At 72.3% G+C, this 23,469-nt stretch carries 25 protein-coding genes and 1 pseudogene; 13 read left to right on the top strand and 13 right to left on the bottom strand.

Annotated elements, in window-relative coordinates:
* Positions 1-35 precede the first annotated feature (35 nt).
* The 5 genes from AC3IX6_RS28525 to AC3IX6_RS28505 are packed head-to-tail and all read left to right on the top strand — an operon-like array spanning position 36 to position 4,487.
* A complete protein-coding gene (locus tag AC3IX6_RS28525; protein ID WP_489365834.1) occupies positions 36-815 on the top strand; it encodes an enoyl-CoA hydratase family protein in 780 nt (259 codons plus the stop codon).
* Positions 812-1,663 carry a CoA transferase subunit A gene (locus AC3IX6_RS28520; protein ID WP_489365832.1) on the top strand — a complete coding sequence of 284 codons (852 nt, stop codon included), beginning with the start codon at positions 812-814 and terminating at the stop codon, positions 1,661-1,663. Before AC3IX6_RS28525 ends, AC3IX6_RS28520 begins: the two co-directional genes overlap by 4 nt.
* Complete coding sequence (locus tag AC3IX6_RS28515; protein WP_489365830.1) at positions 1,660-2,412, top strand: CoA-transferase subunit beta; 753 nt, start codon at positions 1,660-1,662, stop codon at positions 2,410-2,412. The genes AC3IX6_RS28520 and AC3IX6_RS28515 overlap by 4 nt, the downstream gene beginning before the upstream one ends.
* A 4-nt stretch (positions 2,413-2,416) precedes the next feature.
* The gene (locus AC3IX6_RS28510) at positions 2,417-3,523 is read left to right on the top strand and encodes an NAD(P)H-dependent flavin oxidoreductase (protein WP_489365828.1); all 1,107 of its coding nucleotides are present in this window, start codon (positions 2,417-2,419) and stop codon (positions 3,521-3,523) included.
* Positions 3,524-3,554: 31 nt separating this feature from the next.
* The gene (locus AC3IX6_RS28505; RefSeq protein WP_489365826.1) at positions 3,555-4,487 is read left to right on the top strand and encodes a tyrosine-protein phosphatase; all 933 of its coding nucleotides are present in this window, start codon (positions 3,555-3,557) and stop codon (positions 4,485-4,487) included.
* Positions 4,488-4,566: 79 nt separating this feature from the next.
* On the opposite strand, the gene AC3IX6_RS28500 is transcribed toward AC3IX6_RS28505, so the two are convergent.
* The 4 genes from AC3IX6_RS28500 to AC3IX6_RS28485 all read right to left on the bottom strand — a co-directional run bounded on the left by AC3IX6_RS28500 (position 4,567) and on the right by AC3IX6_RS28485 (position 9,257).
* Positions 4,567-6,261 carry a DEAD/DEAH box helicase gene (locus tag AC3IX6_RS28500; RefSeq protein WP_489365824.1) on the bottom strand — a complete coding sequence of 565 codons (1,695 nt, stop codon included), beginning with the start codon at positions 6,259-6,261 and terminating at the stop codon, positions 4,567-4,569.
* Between the two features lie 120 nt (positions 6,262-6,381).
* The gene (locus AC3IX6_RS28495) at positions 6,382-6,585 is read right to left on the bottom strand and encodes a cold-shock protein (protein WP_112447913.1); all 204 of its coding nucleotides are present in this window, start codon (positions 6,583-6,585) and stop codon (positions 6,382-6,384) included.
* 127 nt (positions 6,586-6,712) lie between these two features.
* Complete coding sequence (locus AC3IX6_RS28490) at positions 6,713-7,918, bottom strand: sensor histidine kinase (protein WP_489365822.1); 1,206 nt, start codon at positions 7,916-7,918, stop codon at positions 6,713-6,715.
* 196 nt (positions 7,919-8,114) lie between these two features.
* On the bottom strand, positions 8,115-9,257 hold the full coding sequence (locus AC3IX6_RS28485; protein ID WP_489365820.1) for a peptidoglycan DD-metalloendopeptidase family protein: 1,143 nt from the start codon (positions 9,255-9,257) through the stop codon (positions 8,115-8,117).
* Positions 9,258-9,496: 239 nt separating this feature from the next.
* Here AC3IX6_RS28485 and AC3IX6_RS28480 point away from each other — a divergent pair, with 239 nt between their 5' ends.
* From AC3IX6_RS28480 to AC3IX6_RS28470, 3 genes are all read left to right on the top strand, one after another.
* The gene (locus AC3IX6_RS28480; RefSeq protein ID WP_489365818.1) at positions 9,497-10,150 is read left to right on the top strand and encodes a response regulator transcription factor; all 654 of its coding nucleotides are present in this window, start codon (positions 9,497-9,499) and stop codon (positions 10,148-10,150) included.
* A 72-nt stretch (positions 10,151-10,222) separates the two neighbouring features.
* Positions 10,223-11,026 carry a class I SAM-dependent methyltransferase gene (locus tag AC3IX6_RS28475; protein WP_489365816.1) on the top strand — a complete coding sequence of 268 codons (804 nt, stop codon included), beginning with the start codon at positions 10,223-10,225 and terminating at the stop codon, positions 11,024-11,026.
* Between the two features lie 54 nt (positions 11,027-11,080).
* A complete protein-coding gene (locus AC3IX6_RS28470; protein WP_489365814.1) occupies positions 11,081-11,470 on the top strand; it encodes a YrdB family protein in 390 nt (129 codons plus the stop codon).
* Here the strand turns inward: AC3IX6_RS28470 and AC3IX6_RS28465 are convergent.
* Genes AC3IX6_RS28465 through AC3IX6_RS28455 form a run of 3 tightly spaced genes read right to left on the bottom strand, consistent with a single transcriptional unit; the run spans position 11,446 to position 14,437 of the window.
* Positions 11,446-12,435, bottom strand: a complete 990-nt coding sequence (locus AC3IX6_RS28465) for an acyl-CoA dehydrogenase family protein (RefSeq protein WP_489365812.1) — start codon at positions 12,433-12,435, stop codon at positions 11,446-11,448. The two genes, AC3IX6_RS28470 and AC3IX6_RS28465, sit on opposite strands and share 25 nt — an antisense overlap.
* Complete coding sequence (locus tag AC3IX6_RS28460) at positions 12,435-13,580, bottom strand: acyl-CoA dehydrogenase family protein (protein WP_489365810.1); 1,146 nt, start codon at positions 13,578-13,580, stop codon at positions 12,435-12,437. Before AC3IX6_RS28460 ends, AC3IX6_RS28465 begins: the two co-directional genes overlap by 1 nt.
* Positions 13,580-14,437 (bottom strand): enoyl-CoA hydratase, encoded by an 858-nt coding sequence (locus tag AC3IX6_RS28455; protein ID WP_489365808.1) that lies wholly within the window; start codon positions 14,435-14,437, stop codon positions 13,580-13,582. Before AC3IX6_RS28455 ends, AC3IX6_RS28460 begins: the two co-directional genes overlap by 1 nt.
* Positions 14,438-14,484: 47 nt before the next feature.
* On the opposite strand from AC3IX6_RS28455, the gene AC3IX6_RS28450 reads away from it, so the two are divergent.
* The 4 genes from AC3IX6_RS28450 to AC3IX6_RS28435 are packed head-to-tail and all read left to right on the top strand — an operon-like array spanning position 14,485 to position 18,311.
* Entirely contained in the window at positions 14,485-15,633 is a 1,149-nt protein-coding gene (locus AC3IX6_RS28450; RefSeq protein WP_489365806.1) for an acyl-CoA dehydrogenase family protein, read from the top strand.
* A complete protein-coding gene (locus tag AC3IX6_RS28445; RefSeq protein WP_489365804.1) occupies positions 15,630-16,448 on the top strand; it encodes an SDR family oxidoreductase in 819 nt (272 codons plus the stop codon). The genes AC3IX6_RS28450 and AC3IX6_RS28445 overlap by 4 nt, the downstream gene beginning before the upstream one ends.
* Before the next feature lie 25 nt (positions 16,449-16,473).
* On the top strand, positions 16,474-17,109 hold the full coding sequence (locus tag AC3IX6_RS28440; RefSeq protein WP_489365802.1) for a TetR/AcrR family transcriptional regulator: 636 nt from the start codon (positions 16,474-16,476) through the stop codon (positions 17,107-17,109).
* Positions 17,110-17,153: 44 nt separating this feature from the next.
* Entirely contained in the window at positions 17,154-18,311 is a 1,158-nt protein-coding gene (locus AC3IX6_RS28435) for an acetyl-CoA C-acetyltransferase (RefSeq protein WP_489365801.1), read from the top strand.
* Positions 18,312-18,523: 212 nt separating this feature from the next.
* On the opposite strand, the gene AC3IX6_RS28430 is transcribed toward AC3IX6_RS28435, so the two are convergent.
* The 5 genes from AC3IX6_RS28430 to AC3IX6_RS28410 form a co-directional block, all read right to left on the bottom strand.
* Complete coding sequence (locus tag AC3IX6_RS28430) at positions 18,524-18,871, bottom strand: hypothetical protein (RefSeq protein ID WP_489365799.1); 348 nt, start codon at positions 18,869-18,871, stop codon at positions 18,524-18,526.
* 43 nt (positions 18,872-18,914) lie between these two features.
* Entirely contained in the window at positions 18,915-19,232 is a 318-nt protein-coding gene (locus AC3IX6_RS28425) for a hypothetical protein (RefSeq protein WP_489365797.1), read from the bottom strand.
* Between the two features lie 145 nt (positions 19,233-19,377).
* Positions 19,378-20,277: an alpha/beta hydrolase gene (locus tag AC3IX6_RS28420; RefSeq protein WP_489365795.1), complete on the bottom strand. Its 900-nt coding sequence runs from the start codon at positions 20,275-20,277 to the stop codon at positions 19,378-19,380.
* Positions 20,274-21,005 (bottom strand): SDR family NAD(P)-dependent oxidoreductase, encoded by a 732-nt coding sequence (locus AC3IX6_RS28415; RefSeq protein WP_489365793.1) that lies wholly within the window; start codon positions 21,003-21,005, stop codon positions 20,274-20,276. The genes AC3IX6_RS28420 and AC3IX6_RS28415 overlap by 4 nt, the downstream gene beginning before the upstream one ends.
* Before the next feature lie 3 nt (positions 21,006-21,008).
* Positions 21,009-22,139: an LLM class flavin-dependent oxidoreductase gene (locus AC3IX6_RS28410; RefSeq protein WP_489365791.1), complete on the bottom strand. Its 1,131-nt coding sequence runs from the start codon at positions 22,137-22,139 to the stop codon at positions 21,009-21,011.
* Between the two features lie 116 nt (positions 22,140-22,255).
* Between AC3IX6_RS28410 and AC3IX6_RS28405 the strand changes: the two genes are divergently transcribed.
* Entirely contained in the window at positions 22,256-22,912 is a 657-nt protein-coding gene (locus tag AC3IX6_RS28405) for a helix-turn-helix transcriptional regulator (RefSeq protein ID WP_489371586.1), read from the top strand.
* Positions 22,913-22,959: 47 nt separating this feature from the next.
* Here the strand turns inward: AC3IX6_RS28405 and AC3IX6_RS28400 are convergent.
* A pseudogene (locus tag AC3IX6_RS28400) lies at positions 22,960-23,349 on the bottom strand (flavin reductase family protein); the annotation flags it as partial.
* Between the last annotated feature and the right edge of the window lie 120 nt (positions 23,350-23,469).

The raw sequence follows: 23,469 nt of genomic DNA, 5'->3' as shown, positions 1-23,469 counted from the left end.
AACAAATGTTTGGTGGAAAGGTAGCTGATCCGCTCATGGGTGTCTCCACCTCAAGCCCCGACAAGGGCATCGCACTCGTCACAGTCGACTTCCCGCCCGTCAACGCACTGCCCGTGCAGGGCTGGTACGACCTGGCCGACGCCCTGCGCGCGGCCGGCCGCGACCCGGAGGTCCGCTGCGTGGTGCTGGCCGCCGAGGGCCGCGGCTTCAACGCCGGCGTCGACATCAAGGAGATGCAGCGCGACACCGGCCACACCTCGCTCATCGGCGCCAACCGGGGCTGCTACGAGGCCTTCGCCGCCGTCTACGAGTGCGAGGTCCCCGTCGTGGCGGCCGTGAACGGCTTCTGCCTCGGCGGCGGGATCGGCCTGGTCGGCAACGCCGACGCCATCGTCGCCTCCGAGGACGCGACCTTCGGACTGCCGGAACTGGACCGGGGCGCCCTCGGGGCCGCCACCCACCTGGCCCGGCTCGTCCCGCAGCACCTCATGCGGACCCTGTACTACACCTCGCGCACCGCCACCGCCGCCGAACTGCACGCCCACGGCTCGGTGTGGAAGGTGGTCCCCCGCGAGGAACTGCGGGCGGCCGCCCTGGAGCTGGCCGCCGAGATCGCGAAGAAGGACGGCTACCTCATCCGGCTCGCCAAGGCGGCCATCAACGGCATCGACCCCGTGGACGTGCGCCGCAGCTACCGCTTCGAGCAGGGCTTCACCTTCGAGGCCAACCTCAGCGGCGTGGCCGACCGGGTCCGCGACACCTTCGGCAGCAACGGGACCGGCACAACCAGCGGAGCAAAGGCGGAATCGGCATGACCGACAAGAGCATGACCCCCGAAGAGGCGGTCGGCCGCCTCGGCAGCGGAATGACCATCGGCATCGGCGGCTGGGGTTCGCGCCGCAAGCCCATGGCCCTGGTGCGGGCGCTGCTCCGCTCCGAGATCACCGATCTCACCGTGATCTCGTACGGCGGCCCCGACGTCGGCCTCCTCGCCGCCGCCGGCCGGATCCGCAAGCTGGTCACCCCCTTCGTCACCCTCGACTCCATCCCGCTGGAGCCGCACTACCGGGCCGCCCGCGAGAGCCGCGCCTTCGCCCTCACCGAGCTCGACGAGGCCATGTTCATGTGGGGCCTGCACGCGGCCGCCAACCGGATGCCCTTCCTTCCCGTCCGCGCCGGCCTCGGCTCCGACGTCATGCGCGTCAACCCCGAGCTGCGCACCGTCACCTCCCCGTACGCCGACGGGGAGGAGTTCGTCGCGGTCCCCGCCCTGCGCATGGACGCCGCACTGGTCCACCTCAACCGCGCGGACCGGCTCGGCAATGCCCAGTACCTGGGCCCGGACCCGTACTTCGACGACCTCTTCTGCGAGGCCGCCGACGCCGCCTACGTCTCCTGCGAGCAGATCGTCGAGACCGCCGAGCTCTCCAAGTCCGGGCCGCCGCAGTCCCTGCTCGTCAGCCGCCACTCGGTCACCGGGGTCGTGGAGACCCCGAACGGCGCGCACTTCACCTCCTGCGCCCCCGACTACGGCCGCGACGAGGCCTTCCAGAAGCTGTACGCGACCACCCCCTGGCCCGAGTTCGCCGAGCGCTTCCTCTCCGGCGGCAGCGAACACGCCTACCAGTCCGCCGTCCAGGCCTGGCACGAGGAGCAGAAGTGAGCACGCCCACCACGACGAGCACGGCCCCGGTCAGCCGTTCGGAATACTGCGTGATCGCCTGCGCCGAGACCTGGCGGGACAACGGCGAGGTGCTGGCCAGCCCGATGGGCCTGGTGCCCTCCTTCGGGGCCCGGCTGGCGAAGCGGACGTTCTCCCCCGACCTGCTGCTGACCGACGGCGAGGCCATGCTCGTCGGGCTCGACGGCTCGGCCGAGGGCTGGCTCCCGTACCGCCGTCACCTGACGATGGTCACCGGCGGCCGCCGCCACGTGATGATGGGCGCCAGCCAGATCGACCGGTTCGGCAACCAGAACATCTCCTGCATCGGCGACTGGGAACAGCCGGCCCGCCAGCTGCTCGGGGTGCGCGGCGCCCCGGTGAACACCCTGAACAATCCGGTGAGCTACTGGATCCCCAAGCACTCCACCCGGGTGTTCGTCGAGCGCGTCGACATGGTGAGCGGCGTGGGCTACGACCGTGCCGAGGCGGCCGGGGTGACCCGCTTCCACCGGCTCCCCCGGGTGGTCAGCGATCTCGGCGTCTTCGACTTCGGCGGCCCCGGCCACGCCATGCGCCTGGTCTCCCTGCACCCCGGGGTCACGGTGGAGCAGCTCCGGGCGGCGACCGGCTTCGAGCTGGACCTCCCCGAGGAGGTCCCGTACACGCGGGAGCCGACGGCGCAGGAGCTGCGGCTGATCCGCGAGGTCATCGACCCCAAGGGCCTGCGCGACCGGGAAGTGCGGGTCTGAGTCGATGGATACGGCATTCACCAAGCTGGTCGGGGTCGAGCATCCGATCGTGCAGACGGGCATGGGCTGGGTGGCCGGTCCGCGCCTGGTGTCGGGGGCGGCCAATGCGGGCGCGCTCGGCATCCTGGCCTCGGCGACCATGACGATGGAGCAGCTGCGGGCGGCGGTCCACGAGGTCAAGTCCCGTACGGACGCCCCGTTCGGGGTCAATCTGCGCGCGGACGCCGGGGACGCGGCCGAGCGGGCGCAGCTGATCATCGACGAGGGCGTCCGGGTGGCCTCCTTCGCGCTCGCCCCGTCCAGGGAGCTGATCGCGCGGCTCAAGGACGCGGGCGTGGTCGTGATCCCCTCGATCGGGGCCCGCCGGCACGCCGAGAAGGTCGCGGCGTGGGGCGCGGACGCGGTGATCGTGCAGGGCGGCGAGGGCGGCGGGCACACCGGTGACGTGGCCACGACCGTGCTGCTGCCGCAGGTCGTCGACGCGGTGGACATCCCGGTGATCGCGGCGGGCGGATTCAGCGACGGCCGCGGTCTGGTGGCGGCGCTGGCCTACGGGGCCGCGGGCATCGCCATGGGCACCCGGTTCCTGCTGACCTCCGACTCGACCGTGCCGGACGCGGTGAAGGCCGAGTACCTGAAGGCGACCGTGAAGGACGTCACCGTCACCACGGCCGTGGACGGGCTCCCGCACCGGATGCTGCGCAGCGAGCTGGTCGCTTCCCTGGAGCGGTCCGGGCGGGCGAAGGCGCTGGCCAAGGCGGTGCGGCACGCGGCCGGCTTCAAGAAGCTTTCGGGTCTGACCTGGGCGGAGATGGTCCGGGACGGCCTCGCGATGAAACACGGCAAGGACCTGTCCTGGAGCCAGGTGCTGCTCGCCGCGAACACCCCCATGCTCCTCAAGGCGTCCATGGTCGAGGGCCGTACGGACCTCGGTGTCATGGCATCGGGCCAGGTCGCGGGCGTGATCGAGGATCTCCCGTCCTGTGCGGAGCTCGTCACCCGCGTCATGGCCGAGGCCCACGCCGTGCTGGAACGGCTGAACGGCCTCACTCCCCCACAGCTTCTCTCCCTCCCCCCACACCCGCTCGGCACCCTGCCACCACCAGGGTGATTCCCCTTCTCCGTTACAGGAGTTGCCCCAGATGAGCCGTGCCAGAATCCGCCTGGCGACCGCGGTGCTCGCTTCCGCCCTCGCCATCGGGACCCTGCCCGCCGCCGCGTACGCCGCGCCGGCCGACAGCGCCTCCGCCTCGCGTCACCACACGCACACACAGCCGGCGGACACGATCCGCCAGATCCCCCTCCAGGGCGCGGTCAACGTCCGCGACCTCGGTGGCTACCGCACGTGGACGGGAGGCCAGGTTCGTCAGGGACTGGTCTACCGCGCCGACGCGCTGGGCAAGCTGACCGCCTCGGACATCACGACCGTCGGCGGTCTGGGCCTCAAAAAGGTCCTCGATTTCCGCATCCCCATGGAGGTCCAGTACGACGGCGCCGACAAGCTGCCCGCCGGTCTGACCTCCACCGCCCGCCCGGTCAACGACAACGGCCTGTACGGGCTGCTGATGTCCGCGATAGGCAGCGGTGACCCCGTGAAGCAGGAGCAGATGCTCGGCGGCGGCCGCGGCGAGGCGTACATGCGCGACGTCTACCGCGCGTTCGTGACCAACCCCGAGAACCGGGCGCAGTTCGCGACCACCCTCCGCGAGATCGCCGACGGCAATCAGGGCCCGCTGCTGTACCACTGCACGTCGGGCAAGGACCGGACGGGCTGGATGAGCTACGTCCTGCTGAACGCCCTGGCCGTCCCGAAGGCCACGGCCGAGCGCGACTACCTGGCCTCGAACACCTTCCGCGCGGCGTACGACGCCCAGGTGCGGGCGGGCATCAAGGCATCCGGCCGGATGCAGAACCCCGATCTGCTGATCCCGCTCCAGGAGGTCCGCCAGGACTACCTGGACGCGGCGACCACGCAGATGGAGGCCGACTACGGCAGCCTGTACGGCTACCTCACCGAAGGCCTCGGCCTGGACCTGCGGACCCTGGCGAAGCTCCAGGTGAAGATGGTCCGCTAGGCAGCGGCCGGACCCCGGAAAACACCACTGCGCCGGGCGGCGGATGCCGCCCGGCGCAGTGGTGCGTGACGTTCTCGGATCAGGCGGAGCGGCGGCGGCCCTGGCCGGCGCCACCCACGCGGCTGCGGGCCGAAGCCGCGGCAGCGCCACCGGAGGGGGCGCCCCCGGTGCGTCGGCCGCGCTCGCCGGAACCGCCCGTGGAGCCGCCCTGTCCGCCCTGGCCACGGCGGGCCTGGCCGGAAGCGGAGGCCGGAGCCTGTCCGGCGGCGCCGCCACCGCCGGTGCGACGGCCGCGGCCGCCCCCGGCGGCCGGAGCCGCACCCGTGCCGGAGCCGGTGCGCGGACCGCCCGAGCGGCGGCGGGCGCCACCGCCGGAGCCGCCGCCGGCCTGGCCGGCGGAACGCTGGCGCGGCGGGGTGGCCTGCGGGACGTCCATGACGACCGGGATGCCCGAAGGCTCCTTGGCGCCGGTGATGCGCGCGAGCTCCTCGTCGGAGGACTTGATCTGCGCGGTGTGCGGGGAGATCCCGGCGTCCGACATCAGACGGGTCATGTCGCGCTTCTGGTCCGGCAGGACCAGGGTGACGACGCTGCCGGACTCGCCGGCGCGGGCGGTACGGCCGCCGCGGTGCAGGTAGTCCTTGTGGTCGGTCGGCGGGTCCACGTTGACGACGAGGTCGAGGTCGTCGATGTGGATGCCGCGCGCGGCCACGTTGGTGGCGACCAGCGCGGTGACCTCGCCGGTCTTGAACCAGTCGAGGGTCCGGTTGCGCTGCGGCTGCGAGCGGCCGCCGTGCAGGCCGGAGGCGCGGACGCCGTCGGCGAGGAGCTTCTTGACCATGCGGTCGACCCCGCGCTTGGTGTCGACGAACATGATCACCCGGCCGTCGCGAGCGGCTATGCGCGTGGCCACGGCCTTCTTGTCGGTCTCGTCCATGACGTACAGGACGTGGTGCTCCATCGTGCTGACCGCACCGGCGGACGGGTCGACGGAGAAGGCGACCGGGTCGGTGAGGAACATCTTGACGAGCTTGTCGATGTTCTTGTCGAGGGTCGCCGAGAACAGCATGGTCTGGCCCTCGGGCTGGACCTGCTTGAGCAGGGCGGTGACCTGCGGCATGAAGCCCATGTCGGTCATCTGGTCGGCCTCGTCGAGGACCGTGATGGAGACCTGGGAGAGGTCGGCGTCACCGCGGTCGATGAGGTCCTTCAGGCGGCCGGGGGTGGCGACGAGCACCTCGGCGCCGCGGCGCAGGGCGCCGGACTGCCGGTTGATCGACATGCCGCCGACGACGGTCGTGATGCGCAGGTTGACGGCCGTGGCGTACGGGGCCATCGCGTCGGTGACCTGCTGCGCCAGCTCACGGGTCGGTACGAGGACCAGTGCGAGCGGCTGCTTCGGCTGGGCGCGGCGGCCGGCGGTGCGGGCCAGCAGGGCCAGGCCGAAGGCCAGCGTCTTGCCGGAGCCGGTACGGCCGCGGCCGAGCAGGTCACGGCCGACGAGGGAGTTCGGCAGGGTCGCGGCCTGGATGGGGAACGGCTCGGTGACGCCCTGGGCGGCGAGGGTCTTCAGCAGCGCCTCGGGCATGTCCATGTCGCCGAACGAGTCCACCGGCGGCAGGGCCGGGGTCAGCGGTTCGGGCATGGTGAATTCTTGGGGCCTGGCTACGGGGGCGGACTTCTGCCGTCCCGCGCCAGCCTTCGGACGTCCCTGAGCCGCACCTCGACCCCGGGTGGGGCGGCGGCTGGGTCGTGCGGAGCTGGAGCTGGTCATGCGGGAAAGCCCTCCTGAAACCGGCAGGTACTGCACAAAGCACTGCAAACAAATGGTGCGAAACAGCAGACAAGCCGGGGCCCGCACCTACTCGGTGCGGACCCCGGCGTGCTGACTGCCTTAGGCGGGGAGGATGTTCTCCGCCTGGGGGCCCTTCTGGCCCTGGGTGACGTCGAAGGACACGCGCTGGCCCTCGTTGAGCTCACGGAAGCCCTGGGTGGCGATGTTCGAGTAGTGGGCGAAGACGTCCGGGCCGCCACCGTCCTGCTCGATGAAGCCGAAGCCCTTTTCCGAGTTGAACCACTTCACGGTGCCAAGTGCCATTTTTGAATCTCCTGAATAGGCGGCAAAGGGCCCCATCCGGAGATTCCGGCAAAACAATAAAAGCGCCTGTCGGAGCATTCCCGTCAGGCGCACATAAAGTTCATGGGTACCACAACTGCAACGAGCTCTAAGCTAGCACACGTCGGTCGGGGAGTGTCGCCGCGAGCATGTGACCTCCGTCCTGCGTGGGTCCGGCGCGCAGCGTCCCGCCCACCTCCGCGAGGGCGCGCCGGAGCCCCGGAATGCCCATCCCGCCGGAGTCGAGGACGATCCGTTCCCCCTCCGGGGCCGTGTTGACCACATCGAGGCGAACTTCCCCGTCCTCGGTGGACAGATTCATCCGAACGGCGGAGCCGGGGGCGTACTTCGCCGCGTTGGTGAGCCCCTCGCGGGCGATGCGCAGCAGGAGGCGCCCGTCGGCCGCCGGGAAGGCCCCCAGGCCGGGCTGGGTGTGGTGGGTGATCTCCATGCCGGTGGCCCGCATGTTCCGGGCCAGGGAGCCGAGGAAGCGGCCCACGTCCACGGGGGAGGTGTACGCGCGGCTGCCCGCGGGGTCGGTCAGCATGTCCAGCACCTCCCTGACCTCGGCCATCGCGGCCCGCGCCGATTCCTCCACGGCACCTGCGGCCTCCCGGACCCGGGGATCGGCCTCGGTGTCCAGGCGCAGGGCGGCGGCCTGCATCGTGAGGGCCGTGAGGCGGTGGCCGAGCCCGTCGTGGGTGCGCTGGGCCAAACGGGTGCGTTCCTGGACGACGGCGAGGTCGGCCGCCTGGTCCACGGCGGCGTGGGCCTGGCGGGCCCGCTCGCGCAGCGCGGTCATGACGTGCCGGTTGCGCCGCACGGTCTCCCCGTACAGGGCGGGCACGAGGATGGAGCCGAGGACGAAGGAGGCGGGGTCGCGCCCCGCGTACCCGAGCGGCAGGAACACGTCGCGGGTGGCGGCGTAGACGACGGCCATCAGCAGGATCCCGCCCCAGCGGTGGGTGCGGCCGTACGCGGCCAGGGCGTAGGCGCCGAAGACGAGGGGGCCGCGGTCGTCGGATATGAGGGTGGCGGCGGTGGCCACGAGGGCCGGGATCCAGGCGTGGGAGCGCCGCCAGAGCAGGGAGAGCGCCGCGAGCCAGCCGGCGGCCAGGCTCGTGGGGTAGTCGGTGACGAGGCCGAAGCGGTGGACGTCGTGGAGGTTGAGGGTGGTGAGCACTCCGCAGACGAGGGCGAGCCAGATGTCGGTGCGGCGGGCGCGCACGGGGTCCGGCGCCCCGCTGCTCTCCCCCGTCAGGGTCCGCAGACCCCGTTCCAGCAGCTGTCCGGCGCGACCGGGCACGGCCTGCATGACTCCACCACCCCCCGTCGGCGCACAGAAGTGCGCAGAGCATGCCAAAACGTCCCCCCAGGTTGCCCTTCTTCCGCCGAAGGGGCATCCCGGGGGGACGTGCTTTGGGTCAACCGGTCGGGGTCAACCGGTCTTGGTCAACCGGTCTTGGTCAACCGGTCCGGGTGAACCGGCTCGTGGGGGCCCGGCTCGTTGCCTACAGGGAGACGCCGAGGCCGTTCAGCCAGGTGACCGGATTGACGTCGGCGCCGTAGCTGTTGCTGGAGCGGACCTCGAAGTGGAGGTGCGGGCCGGTGGAGTTGCCGGTGTTGCCGGAGCGGCCGATCTGCTCGCCGGCGGAGACGCGCTCGCCTTCGGAGGCGGTCGCCGAGGAGAGGTGGGCGGAGAGGGTGTAGCGGCCGTCGTCGTGCTTGATGACCACGGCGTTGCCGTACGCGCCCTGCCAGCCGGAGGAGACGACGGTGCCCGCGGCCGCGGCCCGGACCGGGGTGCCGGTGGACACCGCGAAGTCGATGCCGGTGTGGTAGCCGGCGGCCCAGCCGCCCGCCTGGTGGTACCGCGCGGAGATGCTGCCGCCCGAGACGGGCAGGACGCCCTCGGCGCTGCCGCTGGAGCGGCTCCCCGACGAGTCCGAAGAGCCGGAGGAGTCGGAGGAGTCGGAGGACTCCGACGAGCTGGACGAGCTCGACGAGCTGGCGGACTTCGGCGCCGCCGGAGTGCTGCTGCCGGAGCCGTAGGCGAGGCGCTGGCCGGGGAAGATCACGTCCGGGTCGGACCCGATCACCGAGCGGTTCTCGGAGTAGAGGGTCTGCCAGCTGACGCCCAGTTCGGAACCGATGGTGCCGAGGGTGTCGCCGCTGGCGACGGTGTAGGTGTTCGCGCCCTGGGCCTTCGGGGCGGCCGGGGCCGCCGGGGCCTCGGCGTGCTTGTTCGCGGTCGAGGTGCCGGTGCCCTTGGCGGGAGCCTCGGGGGCCTCGGGGGCCGGACCGCCGCGCTGGAGGCCGGCGAGCTTGCCGCAGGAGGGCCAGGCACCGGGGCCCTGGGTCGCCAGGACCTTTTCGGCGACGGCGATCTGCTGCGCCTTGGTGGCCTGGTTGGCCTGGGGGGCGTACTGCCGGCCGCCGAACTCCGCCCACGTGCTGGAGGAGAACTGCAGGCCACCGTAGTAGCCGTTGCCGGTGTCGATGCTCCAGTCGTTGGTGGACTCGCACTGGGCGACCTTGTCCCACGTGCCGACCGACGCGGCGGACGCGGGCTGTGCCACGAGACCCACGGCGGCGGGTGCGGCGATACCGGCGACAACGAGACCGGCGAGGGTACGAGCAGACGGGAAAGACATGCGGAGTTCCTGACTTCGGGGACATGTGCGGAGGCCCGTGCACCGGGTGAAGCGGTGGTGCGTTCGGCCTCGGTAACCACCGTCCGGGAGGACGGGGGGTCGCCGAAGTCGCCGAAAGAGGACAAGCAGGGCAGCAAAAGGGGACTGGGGAGGGAGGGTTGAAGGGACTTACGTCCCGCTATGGCGGTAATGTCCGCAATGAGACGGGGCATCAGGGACATCAGGGGGAGGTGGGTCACATGACGATCCGCGTGATGGTGGTCGACGACCAGAGCCTCATACGGTCGGGACTGGTGACCCTGCTCGCGAGCGCGCCCGACATCGAGGTGGTCGCGGAAGCCGCCGACGGGGCCGAGGCGGTGCCGCTGGCGCGCACGTACCGGCCGGACGTGGTGCTGATGGACCTGGTCATGCCGAAGGTCGACGGCATGGAGGCCACTTTGCAGCTGCTGCGGCTGCCGGACCCGCCGCGCGTGCTCGTCCTCACCGGCTACACGGCGGACGACCTGGTCCTGGACGCGCTGCGGGCCGGAGCGGCCGGGTTCCTGCTGAAGGACCTGCGCCCCGAGGAGCTCTTCGCCGGCATCCGTACGGTCGCGGCGGGCGGCAGCGCGCTGGCGCCGGGGGTGATGCGGGTGCTGCTGGAACGGGCGGACACCCGCTCCGAGGCGCCCGACCACGCGGAGCAGCTCTCCACCCTGTCCCCCGGCGAGCGGGACGTCCTCGCGCTGGTCGGCGAGGGCCGGACGAACCTGCAGATAGCGGAGGCGCTGCACCTGTCCCCGGCGAGCGTGAAGACGTACGTCTCGCGGATCCTGACGCAGCTCGACCTCTCGAACCGGACCCAGGCCGCGATCCTCGCCTACGAGGCGGGGCTGGTCCGCGCCGCCTGACCCCTGCCCCCTGCCCCCTGCCCCTGCCCCCACGGTCTGGCCGGGACGGACGTGATCGCAAACAATGGCACCATGACGACAACTCGGACGACTCCCCGCTCCCGGGCCCGGTCCTTCGACAGCGCCGCCGCTCTCTACGGGCAGCACCGGCCCGGCTATCCCGAGGCGCTGTACGACGCCGTCGAGGAGCTGGCCGGGCGCCGGTTCGCCGGGGCCCGGGTCGCCGACGTGGGTGCGGGAACGGGGATCGGGACGGCGCCGATGCGCGCCCGGGGAGCCGAGGTGCTGGCGGTGGAGCCCGGCGACGGGATGGCGGCGGAGTTCCGGCGCACCCGGCCGGGGATCCCGATCGTGCGCGGGGACGGGGACCGGCTGCCGCTGGCCGGGGCCGCCTTCGACTTCCTGACGTACGCCCAGGCCTGGCACTGGACGGATCCGGCGCGGTCCGTGCCCGAGGCCCGCCGGGTGCTGAAGCCCGGCGGGGCGCTGGCGATCTGGTGGAACGACCTGGACGAGTCGGCCGGCTGGGTCGCGGGGCAGGGCGACCGGATCCGCGCCTTCTTCGGGGCCGACGGCCCGGGCGGCGCGGTCGCGGGCGGGGCCGGCGCGGTCGGCGGGACCGCCCAGGCGCTGGGCTACCGCACGCTCCCGCGCGGCCTCGACTCCGGTTTCGCCACCCGGAGCGTCCCGTGGTCCCGGCGGATCCCGCTGGAGGCGCACCTGGCGAACCTGGCCAGCCACTCCGCGTTCCTGCTGCTGGGCGAGGCGGGCACGCGGGAGTTCCTGGACGCCGAGCGGGAGCGGCTGAACCCGCTCTTTCCGGACGGCACGGTGGAGGAGCCCTACGTGGTGAGCGTCAGCGTGGCCGTCCTATGAGACGGCCCGGCGCGGAGTGGCGCCCTCCGCCCGGGCGGCAGGAGGCTGGCCGGCATGTCCTCCTCTTCTTCGCCGCCCCCTGCCGTCACGGTGCTTTTCCTCGCCAACGAGGGCCTCGCCTTCCTGCTGGAGCTGCTGGCCCTGGGTCTGCTCGCCTGGTGGGGTTTCACGCGTGACATCGGGCGGGTGGGGTCGATCGCCCTGGCGGTGGCCGCGCCGCTCGCCGCCGCCGCGCTCTGGGGGATGTTCGCCGCGCCGAAGGCCCGGTACGCCGTGCCGCTCGCCGCACGGCTCGGGGTGAAGGCGGTGGTGTTCGGCGCCGCCGCCCTGGCGCTGCTCGCGCTCGGGCAGCGGCTGCCGTCCCTCTGGTTCACGGTGATCGTCGTGGCGAACACCGCCCTGGCGACCACGCTTCGGATTCACAGCGCCCGCAGCCGCTCCTGAACCACCGCCGCACGGCACTGCGAGGGGCTCCCCCAGGCGTCGCGCAGCGGGCGGGCCTTGCGCAGCCACAGGGAGAGGTCGAGCTCCTCGGTGTAGCCGACCGCGCCGTGCAGCTGGAGCGCGGTCATGGCGGCCGCGTACGCCGCCTCGCCCGCGGTCAGCTTCGCCGCCGCGACCTCCCCGGGGGCGAGCGAGAGCGCGGCCGCCCACAGCAGCGGCCGGGCGAACTCCAGGCCGAGCAGGGTGTCGGCCAGCCGGTGCTTCACCGCCTGGAAGCCGCCGATCGCCGTGCCGAACTGCGTGCGCTGCTTCGCGTACTCCACCGTGCGCGCGAGGAGGGCCTCGCCGGTGCCGAGGCACTGGGCGGCGGTGAGCAGCCGGGCCCAGTCCGCGGCGTCCCGGGCCGCCTCGGTGACCGCCGGGCCGGCGGCGAGGAGTTCGCCGCCGCCGTCCGGGAGGGCCAGGCGGCGGGCGGGGTCGGTGGAGGTGCGCAGCGGTCCGGCGCCGGGGGCCAGGCGGAGCTCCCCGGCCGGGGACACCGTGAAGAGGTGGGTGGCCGCGTCGGTGTCCAGGGCGTACGGGCCGCCGCCGGGCAGGGTGAGGGTGGCCGAGGCCTCCCCCGCCGCCAGCCCGGGGAGGAACCGCTTGGCCAGTGCTTCGTCGCCGAGCCGGGTCAGGAGCACGGCGGCGGCGGCCGTCTCCACCACGGGGCCGGGGACCCCGGCGCGGCCCAGTTCCACGAACCCGCCCGCCATCTCCAGGGGCATCAGGCCCAGGCCCTCGTGGGCCTCGTCGGCCGCGAGGGCGAACAGTCCGGTGGCGGCGAGCCGCGCCCGCAGCGCCTCGCCCGGTGCGTGGTCGCCCGCGCCCCAGGCCCGTACCGCCGCCGGGACGTCCGAGGCGGCGAGCAGCCCGCGCAGGGTGCGGGCGAAGTCCGACTGTTCTTCGGACGGCAGGAAGCGCATCAGCGGCGGCCCTTCGGGAGGCCGAGCAGCCGCTCGGCGATGATGTCGCGCTGGATCTCGTTGGTCCCCGCGTAGATGGGGCCGGCGAGGGAGAAGATCCACGGCTCGGCCCATTCCCCGTCGGCGAGTTCCGCGTCGGGGCCCAGCAGGTCGAGGGCGCTCTCGTGCAGGGCGATGTCGTACTGGGACCAGAACACCTTGTTCAGGCTGGACTCGGCGCCGATCGTCTCTCCGGCGGCGAAGCGGGAGGCGTTGGCCCAGGTGAACAGCTGGTAGGCGCGTGCTCCGACGACCGCGTCGGCGACCCGGTCGCGCAGGGCGGTGTCGGCCGGGTCCCCGTGGCTCCGCCACAGCTCCACGAGGCGGTCGGCCGCGGCGAGGAAGCGGCCCGGGGCGCGCAGGGTGAGTCCGCGCTCGTTGCCGGTGGTGGACATGGCGATCCGCCAGCCCTGTCCGGGCTCCCCGATGACGTCCGCGTCGGGGACGAAGACCTCGTCGAGGAAGAGTTCCGCGAAGGCGGGCTTGCCGTCGAGGCGGCCGATGGGCCGCACGGTGACTCCGGGGGCGTGCAGGTCGAACATCAGGTAGGTGAGGCCCTGGTGGGGTTTGGGGGCGTCGGGGTCGGTGCGGAAGATGCCGAAGGCCCGGTCGGCGAAGGCGGCCCGCGAGGACCAGGTCTTCTGTCCGGACAGCAGCCAGCCGCCTTCGGTGCGCACCGCCCGGGAGGTGAGGGAGGCGAGGTCGGAGCCGGATTCGGGTTCCGACCAGGCCTGGGCCCAGATCACCTCGCCGCCGGCCATGGAGGGCAGGACGCGGGCGCGCTGTGCGTCCGTGGCGTGGTCGAAGAGGGTGGGGGCGAGCAGGTTGATGCCGTTCTGCGAGACCCGGCCGGGCGCGCCGGCGGCCCAGTACTCCTCCTCGAAGACGAGCCAGTGCTCGATGTCGACGCCGCGGCCGCCGTACTCCTCGGGCCAGGACACCACCGCCCAGCGGGCGGAGTGCAGGAGCGCCTCCCATTCCCGGTGGGCGGCGAAGCCCTCGCGGGTCTCCAGGGAGGGCAGGGGGGTGGCGGGCACGTGGGCGGCCAGCCAGTCGCGGGCCTCGGCCCGGAAGGCCTCCACGTCCGCCGCATGGTTCAGGTCCATCAGCTGTTCGCCTCCTTCATCGCCGAGCCCTTCATCGTGGATACAGTCATGCCGCCGAGCGAGTCCGCCGCCGTCTCGGCGTTGTGGGCGTGCGCGAGGTGGTGCAGGCCGAAGACGGAGTCCATGCCGGTGTGCAGGCCCTGGAGGTCTTCGGCCTGGTTGACGGCCCGCTTGGTGAGGGCGAGGCCGAATGCGGGCATCTCCGCGATCCGCAGGGCGAGCCGGTCGGTGGCTTCCGCGAGCTCGGCCCGCTCGACGACCCGGTTGACCATGCCGATCTCGTAGGCCCGGCGGGCGGGCATCCGGTCGCCGGTGTAGAGGAACTCCTTGGCGATGCGCGGGGGCATCGCCCATGGGTGGGCGAAGTACTCGACGCCCGGGATGCCCATGCGGACGACGGGGTCGGCGAAGAAGGCGTCCTCGCTGGCGACGATCAGGTCGCAGACCCAGGCGAGCATCAGCCCGCCGGCCACGCACGCGCCGTGGACGGAGGCGATGACGGGCTTGGGCAGTTCGCGCCAGCGCCGGCACATGCCGAGGTAGACCTCGGATTCGCGGGCGAAGCGGGATTCGGCGCCGGTGCGCTGGGAGTGGTCCCACCACAGGCCGGCCCGGCGTTCGAAGGGCAGGTGGGCGTCGCGCTCGGGGGTGCCGATGTCGTGGCCCGCCGAGAAGTGCTCGCCGGCCCCGGCCAGGACGACGACCTTGACCGCGGGATCGTCGGCGGCCCGGTAGAAGGCGTCGTCGAGGGCGTAGGTCATCGCGCTGTTCTGGGCGTTGCGGTACCGGGGGCGGTTCATGGTCACGTACGCGACCGGGCCGCGGCGCTCGTAGAGCACGGGGGTTTCGTCGGGCATCCCTGGAATCCTTCCCTAACAAGTGTTTGGTAGGTTAACGTACGGCCATGAGCAGCGTCGAGGAGTTCCGCACCGAGGTTCGGAGTTGGCTACGGGCCCACCTCACCGGCGAGTTCGCCGCCCTCAAGGGCCGTGGCGGACCGGGCCGGGAGCACGAGGCCTTCGCCGAACGCCTCGCCTGGGAACGGCACATGGCGGCGCACGGCTGGACCTGCGTGGGCTGGCCCGTCGAGTACGGCGGCCGCGGCGCGAGCACCGCGCAGCAGATCGCCTTCCACGAGGAGTACGCGCTGGCCGACGCGCCCGCGCGCGTGAACCACATAGGCGAGCAGCTCCTCGGCCCCACCCTCATCGCGCACGGCACCGAGGAGCAGCGGCGGCGCTTCCTGCCGCCCATCCGGGCCGTGGAGGAGCTGTGGTGCCAGGGCTACAGCGAGCCCGACGCCGGCTCGGACCTGGCCAACATCCGCACCCGGGCCGCGCTGGTGGACGGCGCGTGGGTGGTGGACGGACAGAAGATCTGGACCTCCCTGGCCCACGCCTCGCAGTGGTGCTTCGTCGTCGCCCGCACCGAGCCGGGCTCCCGCCGGCACGCGGGACTGTCCTACCTCCTGGTCCCGATGGACCAGCCCGGGGTGGAGGTCCGGCCCATCGTGCAGCTGACGGGGACCTCCGAGTTCAACGAGGTCTTCTTCGACGGGGCCCGCACCGACGCCTCCCACGTGGTCGGCGCTCCCGGCGAGGGCTGGGCCGTCGCCATGGCCACCCTCGGCTTCGAGCGCGGCGTCTCCACCCTCGGCCAGCAGGTGGGCTTCCGCCGCGAGCTCGAAGACCTGGCCGCCCTGGCGAAGCGCAACGGCGCGATGGCCGATCCGCTGATCCGCGACCGGCTCGTCCGGGCCTGGATCGGCCTGGAGACCATGCGCGCCTCCGCGCTGCGGCCCGGGGGCGCCCCGTCCACGGCCAAGCTGTACTGGGCCCGCTGGCACCGGGACCTCGGCGAGCTCGCCATGGACGTCCGCGGAGCCGCCTCGCTGCTCGCGGCCGGGGCGCACGGGGACCCGTACGACCTCGACGACTGGCAGCGCCTCTTCCTCTTCTCCCGCGCCGACACCCTCTACGCGGGCTCCGACGAGATCCAGCGCACCATCGTCGCCGAGCGCATCCTCGGCCTTCCCAAGGAGGTCCGGGCATGAACGCACCGGAAGACCGGTCCGGCAACCCGCTCCGCACCGCACCCGCATACGTGCCCGGCCACGGACTGCTGAAGGGTCGCAGCGCCGTGATCACAGCAGCCGCCGGGGCGGGTATCGGCGGGGCGACCGCACGGCGCTTCCTGGAGGAGGGCGCCCGCGTCCTCATAGGTGACGCGCACGCCCGCCGCCTCAAGGAGAGCGAGGAGGCGCTGGCCGCGGAGTTCGGCGCGGACCGGGTCGCCTCCCTGCCCTGCGACGTCACCGACGAGGAACAGGTGGCCGCCTTCTTCGCGCTCGCCGAACGGCTCCACGGCCGCCTCGACCTCGTCGTCAACAATGCCGGGCTCGGCGGCACCGCGAACCTCGTCGACATGACCGACGACCAGTGGTCCCGCGTCCTCGACGTCACCCTGAACGGCACCTTCCGCTGCACCCGCGCCGCGATGCGTTCCATGCGGGCCTCCGGAACGGGCGGGGTGATCGTCAACAACGCCTCCGTCATCGGCTGGCGCGCCCAGACCGGACAGGCCCACTACGCCGCCGCCAAGGCCGGGGTGATGGCGCTGACCCGCTGCGCGGCGCTGGAGGCGGCGGAGTTCGGCGTACGGATCAACGCGGTCGCGCCGAGCCTGGCCATGCACCCGCACCTGGTGAAGGTCACCAGCGAGGAACTGCTCGGCGAACTCACCGCCCGCGAGGCCTTCGGCCGCTACGCCGAGCCCTGGGAGGTCGCCAACGTCATCGTGTTCCTGGCCAGCGGCTACTCGTCGTACATGACGGGCGAGACCGTGTCGGTCAGCAGTCAGCACGCGTAGGGCGACCTATGACGAGAATGGCCGGGTGCCAACGAACAAGCCGATCGCAACGACGGCCAAGAAGAAGCCCCAGGTGACGGCGTCGCCCGAACGCCGCCGCGAACTCCTCGACACCGCCGCCGAGGTCTTCGCCGCGCAGGGCTACAACGCCACCACCGTCCGCAAGATCGCCGACGCCGCCGGCATGCTCGCCGGCAGCCTCTACTACCACTTCGATTCCAAGGAATCGATGCTCGACGAGATCCTCTCCGCCTTCCTGACCGAGCTGTGGGAGGGGTACGACACCGTCCTCGCCGCCGGTCTCGGACCCAGGGAGACCATCGAGGCCCTCGTCACCGAATCGTTCCGGGAGATCGACCGGCACCGCGCCGCGGTCGCCATCTACCAGAAGGAATCCCGGCACCTGTCGGTCCAGCCCCGCTTCCACTACCTCTCCGACTCGCAGGTCAAGTTCGAGAAGGCGTGGCTGGGGACGCTGGAGCGCGGGGTCGCGGACGGGGTCTTCCGCGCCGACCTGGACATCCGCCTCACCTACCGCTTCGTGCGCGACACGGTGTGGGTGGCGGCGTCCTGGTACCGGCCGGGCGGCCAGCACAGCCCCGAGGAGATCGCCCGCCAGTACCTGTCGATGGTCCTGGACGGCATCGCCACACGAACGTAATTCCACATCCCCGGCACCTGCCTGGATATCCCTGAGGAGTTCCGATGCCCGAGGCCTACATAGTCGAAGCGGTACGCACCCCCGTGGGGCGGCGCAAGGGAGGCCTGTCCGAGGTCCACCCGGCCGACCTGGGGGCCCACGTCCTCAAGGCCCTCGTCGAACGGTCCGGGATCGACCCGTCGGCCGTGGAGGACGTGGTCTTCGGCTGCCTCGACACGGTGGGGCCGCAGGCCGGCGACATCGCCCGGACGGCCTGGCTCGCGGCGGGACTCCCCGAGGAGGTCCCGGGCGTCACCATCGACCGCCAGTGCGGATCCTCGCAGCAGGCCGTGCACTTCGCGGCGCAGGGCGTCATGTCCGGCACCCAGGACCTGGTGGTCGCCGGCGGCACCCAGAACATGTCGATGATCCCGATCGCCTTCGCCTCGCGGCAGGCGGCGGAGCCGCTCGGCTTCACCGAGGGACCCTACCTGGGCTCGGCGGGGTGGCGGGCCCGGTACGGGGACTCCCCCGTCAACCAGTTCTACGGGGCCCAGCTGATCGCCGAGAAGTGGGGCATCTCCCGCCTCGACATGGAGGAGTTCGCGCTGCGCTCCCACCAGCGGGCGCTGCGCGCGATCGACGAGGGCCGCTTCGAGCGGGAGATCGTGCCGTACGGGGCGGTGTCGGTGGACGAGGGGCCGCGCCGCGACACCACCCTCGAAAAGATGGCGGGGCTCAAGCCCGTCATGGAGGGCGGCACGATCACGGCGGCGGTCTCCTCCCAGGTGTCGGACGGCGCGGCGGCGATGCTGCTGGCCTCGGAGCGGGCGGTACGGGAACACGGGCTGCGCCCGCGGGCCCGCATCCACCACCTGTCGGTGCGCGGCGAGGACCCGATCCGCATGCTGTCGGCGCCGATCCCGGCGACGGCGTACGCCCTGAAGAAGACCGGCATGTCCCTCTCCGACATCGACCTGGTCGAGATCAACGAGGCCTTCGCCCCGGTGGCCCTGGCCTGGCTGAAGGAGACGGGCGCCGACCCGGAGCGGGTCAACGTCAACGGCGGCGCGATCGCCCTGGGACACCCCCTGGGCGCGACGGGCGTCAAGCTCATGACCACCCTCCTCCACGAACTGGAGCGCACGGGCGGCCGCTTCGGCCTCCAGACCATGTGCGAGGGCGGCGGCCAGGCCAACGTCACCATCATCGAGCGGCTGTAGCGGTCACGCGCGGCACGGTTCCCGGGGACCAGCCCCCGGACCCCCGCTGCTCAAACGCCGGAGGGGCTGGATTTTCCCAGCCCCTCCGGCGTTCACGTGCGGGCAGACGCCGGCCACATCCAGCCTCGCCGGCGCTTGAGGCGCGGGTCTGGGCGGATCCCGGGGAACGGTGGAAGGGCGGGTAGGGGACAAGCCCCTCCCTCCCGCCCCGCTCACGCGTGGAACTCGCGCACCACTTCGATCCGCCCCACGATGTGCGCGTTGAACTCGTCCAGCTCCTCCGCCGGAACCCACAGCTCCAGGATCGTCTCCCCGCCGGCCTGCCGGACCGGATACCGCTCCAGGAACGCCGAATCCACCTCGAACCGCGTCACGTAGCCGGAGCCGCTGTGCTTGACGTTCCAGTCACTGGCGATGCGGACCGCGTAGTCCTCGTTCAGGACGGGGTAGAAGATCGGCTGCTCCGGCAGTCGTGGCGGCCAGGCCCGCCAGTCGAGCGCGCGGACCAGGTCCAGCTCCACCGGGCCCGTCGGGCGCCACAGGGTCGTCGTAGGGGACATGGGCGCAGAGTAGGCCGGTAACAACGGCCCCGACCAGCGCTTTTCAGGTGCGCGAGAGGCGGGTCAGGGAGATCGTCTGGGTCAGGACCAGGCCGCCGGTCAGGATCTGCCAGAGGAGCGGGTCGGCGGCGTCCAGGGCGCGGGCCGCGGACAGGGCGATGGCCACCGCTCCGAGCGCGAGCACGATCCGGTGGACGAAGCCGGCGTCGGTGCCGTGCGGCAGTCCGGACACGAGGGCGACCAGGCCGAGCATGACCGGCAGCCAGTGCGGCTGGGAGCCGCGCATCAGCAGGGCGGCGGCGAACTCCGCTGCGAGGGCGAGGGAGTTGCGCGCCAGGGCCCCCGGGACCGATATCGACATGCGCACATCATGCCGGGGATATTCGTGTGCGCGTCCGGCGGGGGCGCGTCTAGGATCCGGAGCAAGGGATGGGTCGTAGCACAGAGGCAGTGCGCCTACACGACATGGAGGAGGACGCCGGTTCGAATCCGGCCGCCCAGCCCCCTTACTCCTGCGCGAGCCCGGCCGTCGCCGCCACCCACGCCCCCGCCGCCCCGATCGCCGACGCGGCCGCGGGCAGCGGCAGCCCGAGGAAGCCGTGGAACACCCCGGGGACCAGGTGGACCCCGCAGTCCACGCCCGCTTCGCCCAGCCTGCGCCCGTAGGCCAGGCCCTCGTCCCGCAGGACGTCGCAGTCGGCCAGGACCAGCAGCGTACCCGGCAGCCCCGAGAGGTCGGGGGCCCGCAGCGGGGAGACGTGCGGGTGGTCGGGGTCGCCGCCGTACTGCTCCCAGTACCAGGCCATGTGCGCGGCCGTGTGGAAGTACCCCTCCGCGAACTCGGCCACCGAGGGCTGCTTCATCGAGGCGTCCAGCGGCGGGTAGAAGAGGAGTTGGCCGGCGACCAGTTCGGGGGCCCGCAGGGCGGTCACGGCCGCGAGGTTGCCTCCGCTGGAGTCCCCGGCGACGACCAGCCGCGCGGGGTCGCAGCCCAGTCCGGCCGCCCGTGCCCGGGCCCACAGCAGCACGGTCAGCGCGTCGTCGGGCGCGGCCGGCCAGGGGTGTTCGGGCGCGAGGCGGTAGTCCGCGGAGACCACCACCGCGCCCGAGGCCACGGCCAGCGCCCGGCACAGCGCGTCGTGGGTGTCCAGGCCGCACATCACCCAGCCCCCGCCGTGGAAGAACACCGTCAGGGGGCGGCCCACGGCCCCCGGCGCCGGGTCGTAGATCCGGACGGGGACGCCGTCCGCGTCCGCGTCCCGTACGGAGGCCACCTCCGCGCCGCCGCCCCGGGAGGCGGACGCGGCCGCCCGCAGGGCCTGCGCATCGCCCGGGCCGGGGAAGAAGGCCGCCATCGCGTCGCACAGCCGGCGGGCCGCCGGGGACAGCCGATCGGTGCCGCTCATCGCGCCGTCATCCCTCCGTCGACCGTGAACTCCGCGCCCGTGATGTACGAGGACCCCTCCGAGCAGAGGAAGAGGACCAGCTCCCCGACCTCCTCGGGCCGCCCGATCCGTCCCAGCGGCAGGTGCGACCAGTCCCGCCCCGCGACGGCCTCGCTGACCATCGGGGTGTCGATCGCCCCCGGATGCACGGAGTTGATCCTGATCCGGTCCCCCGCCAGGTCCAGCGCGGCCGACTTCGTGAGCCCGCGCAGGGCGAACTTGCTGGAGCCGTACGCCGCGTGGCCCGGGATGCCGACCAGTCCGGCGGTGGAGGAGACGTTGACGATCGAGCCGCCGCCGGCGGCGCGCAGCACCGGGGCCACCGCCTGGATGCCGAGGAACGGCCCGAGCAGGTTGACCCGCAGGAGGGCTTCGAAGTCCTCCAGGCCCTGGCGCTCGACGTGGGCCGTGCGCCACAGGGCGGCGTTGTTGACCAGGGCGGAGACCGTGCCGAAGGCGCGTACGGCCTCGCGGACCACCTCCGCCCAGCTGTCGGCGTCGGCCACGTCGTGGCGTACGTAGAGTCCCTGGTCGCCGAGGGAGGCGGCGACCGCGCGGCCCTCCTCCTCCCGGATGTCGGTGACCACGACCCGCGCGCCGGCCTCGGCGCACAGCCGGGCCTCGGCCGCGCCCTGGCCGCGTCCGGCGCCGGTGATGACGACGACCTTGCCGTCGAGCGAGACGGTCACGGCTCAGCCCTCCAGGGCGCGGAAGTGCGGGATGACGCTCTCGCCCCACTGGCGGATGGTCTCCATGCAGGCCTCCTGCGGGACGGTGCCCATCTGGATCAGGCACATGACCTCGTCGACGCCGATCTCGCGGAGCTGCTCGACGTAGGCGATGGCCGTCTGGGCGTTGCCGTAGGCATGCTCGGCGTTGTAGGTGCCGGTGTCTATGGGGCGGGCGGGGATGTTCGCCTCGTGGAGCTTGGCGACCAGTTCCTCGCGGCCCCGGTCCAGCGCGGCCACGTGCTCCTCGGCGGTCTCCTCCTCGGAGTAGCCGGTCGGCTCGGGGGCGTTGCCGTACCAGTGGGCGATGGACTCGGCGAAGAAGCGCTGGCCGCGGGTGCCCAGGCGCAGCGCGCGCTCGGCGTCGTCGAGGACGATGGTGGGGCAGAGCGCGGAGAGGTGGTCGTTGACCTCGGTGGAGACGAAGCGGTCGCCGCTGCGGGTGGCGATGGCCTCGTCGTAGACCTTGCGCATGGTGCGGACGTCGTCGGCGCCGGCGAAGCCCATCACGAGGGCTCCGATGCCCAGTTCGGCGGCGAGCTTGAGGGTGTCGTGCTTGGAGCAGGCCATGAAGAGCGGCGGGTGCGGGTCCTGGACCGGCCGGGGCAGGATCGCGCCGGGGCCGATGTCGATGGAGCCGTGCCACTCGAACTTCTCCTCGCGCCAGGCGGAGGAGAAGATCCGCAGCGCTTCCTCCATCTGCGGGTAGGTGTCCTCGGGGCGGACCCCGTACATGGACATCTCCTGGCGGGTGGCGCCGCGGCCGGCGCCGATGTCCACGCGGCCGCCGGAGAGCACGTCGAGCATGGCGGCGCGTTCGGCCACGCGCACGGGGTGCTGGTAGCCGAAGGGCATGGTGACGACGCCGTGGCCAATGCGGATCTTCTCGGTCCGGGCGGCGACCCAGGTCAGGAAGATCTCGGAGGCGCTCATGTGGGCGTACTGGGTGAGGGCGTGGTGTTCCACGGCCCAGATCCGGTCGAAGCCCATCTCCTCGGCGAACACGGCCTGTTCGACGCAGTCGTGGATGACCTGGCGCTCGCGTTCGGGCGTCGGGTCGACGAGCTGCGCCTCGAAGATCATCGAGAACTTCACGGGGTGCCTCCCAGCCGTGCGCTGTGCACGGCACGTCGGTGATGTATTTCGAATAGGAATACTTCTAGCAGTCATATCGAGACGGGGGAAGGGCCGCCGCGAAGACCGGTCGTAGACTGCGCTGCGTGACCAACGAGGCGGTAGAAGAGACGAACGGACGCACGCTCCCCGCGACCAGCTGGGCGGTGCTCGGGCTGCTCTCCTTCGGAGAGGAGCTCTCCGGTTACGACCTGAAGAAGTGGTCGGACTGGTCGCTGCGCTTCTTCTACTGGAGCCCGTCCTTCAGCCAGATCTACAGCGAGCTCAAGCGGCTGGAGAAGGCCGGCTACGCCTCTTCGCGGATGGTCGCCCAGGAGACCGGCAGCCGCGACAAGCGGGTGTACCGGATCACGGACGAGGGCATGACGGCCGTACGGCGCTGGGCGCGCGAGGCGCCCGTCGACCCGCCGGTGCTCAAGCACGGGCCGATGCTGCGGCTGTGGCTCGGCCACCTGCTGGAGCCGGAGCAGATGCGCGAAGTCCTCGTACAGCACCAGGAGTTCGCGGAGAAGATGCGGCGGCGCGCGGTGGCCGACGCGGACGGGGCCCGGGAAGAGGCCTCGTGGGCGTACCCGACGCTCACCCTCAAGTGGGCGGAGCGGTACTACGCCTCCGAGCGCGACCTCGCCGCCGCCATGCTCGACGACATCGCGGCACTGGAGAGCGGGCGCGCCCCGGGCCCCGCCCCGGATTCGGATTCGGGCAAGCCCGGCAAGCCCGGCAAGCGTCCGTAGGTGCGCCGGAAGTAGAGCAGCGGCGCGCCTTCGCGGTGCGCCGTCAGGGCGGTGACCCGGCCCAGCGCGATGGCGTGGTCGCCGCCGTCCAGGACGGCCTCCAGATCGCACTCGACGGTGGCGAGGACCCCGTCCAGCAGGGGCGCGCCGTTGCCGCCGGCCCGCCAGGAGACCCCGGCGAACTTGTCGCCCCCGGTGACGGCGAACCGGCGGCACAGCTCCTGCTGGTCGGCGGCGAGGATGTTGACGGCGAAGGCCCCCGCGGCCTGGATCCGGGGCCAGGTGGTGGACGTGCGCGCCGGGCAGAAGCAGACCAGCGGCGGCTCCAGGGACACGGACGAGAAGGACTGGACGGCCATCCCGACGGGACGGCCGTCGGCTCCGCGTGCCGTGATGACGGCGACGCCGGTGCAGAAGCTGGACAGGACCGACTTCATGTCGGACATGGCTTCCTCCCTCATGAGAACCTCCCTGATTATTTCTACTAGGTATATGCCTAACCGAAACACCTGTGATTGGATACCGCCCACGCTCGCTCGTCAAGTAGGGAGGGTCCG

The sequence above is a fragment of the Streptomyces sp. GL_141 genome (assembly GCF_057834385.1).
Note: the sequence above shows the minus strand (reverse complement) of the source record. Positions and strands in the feature narration are given on the sequence as shown.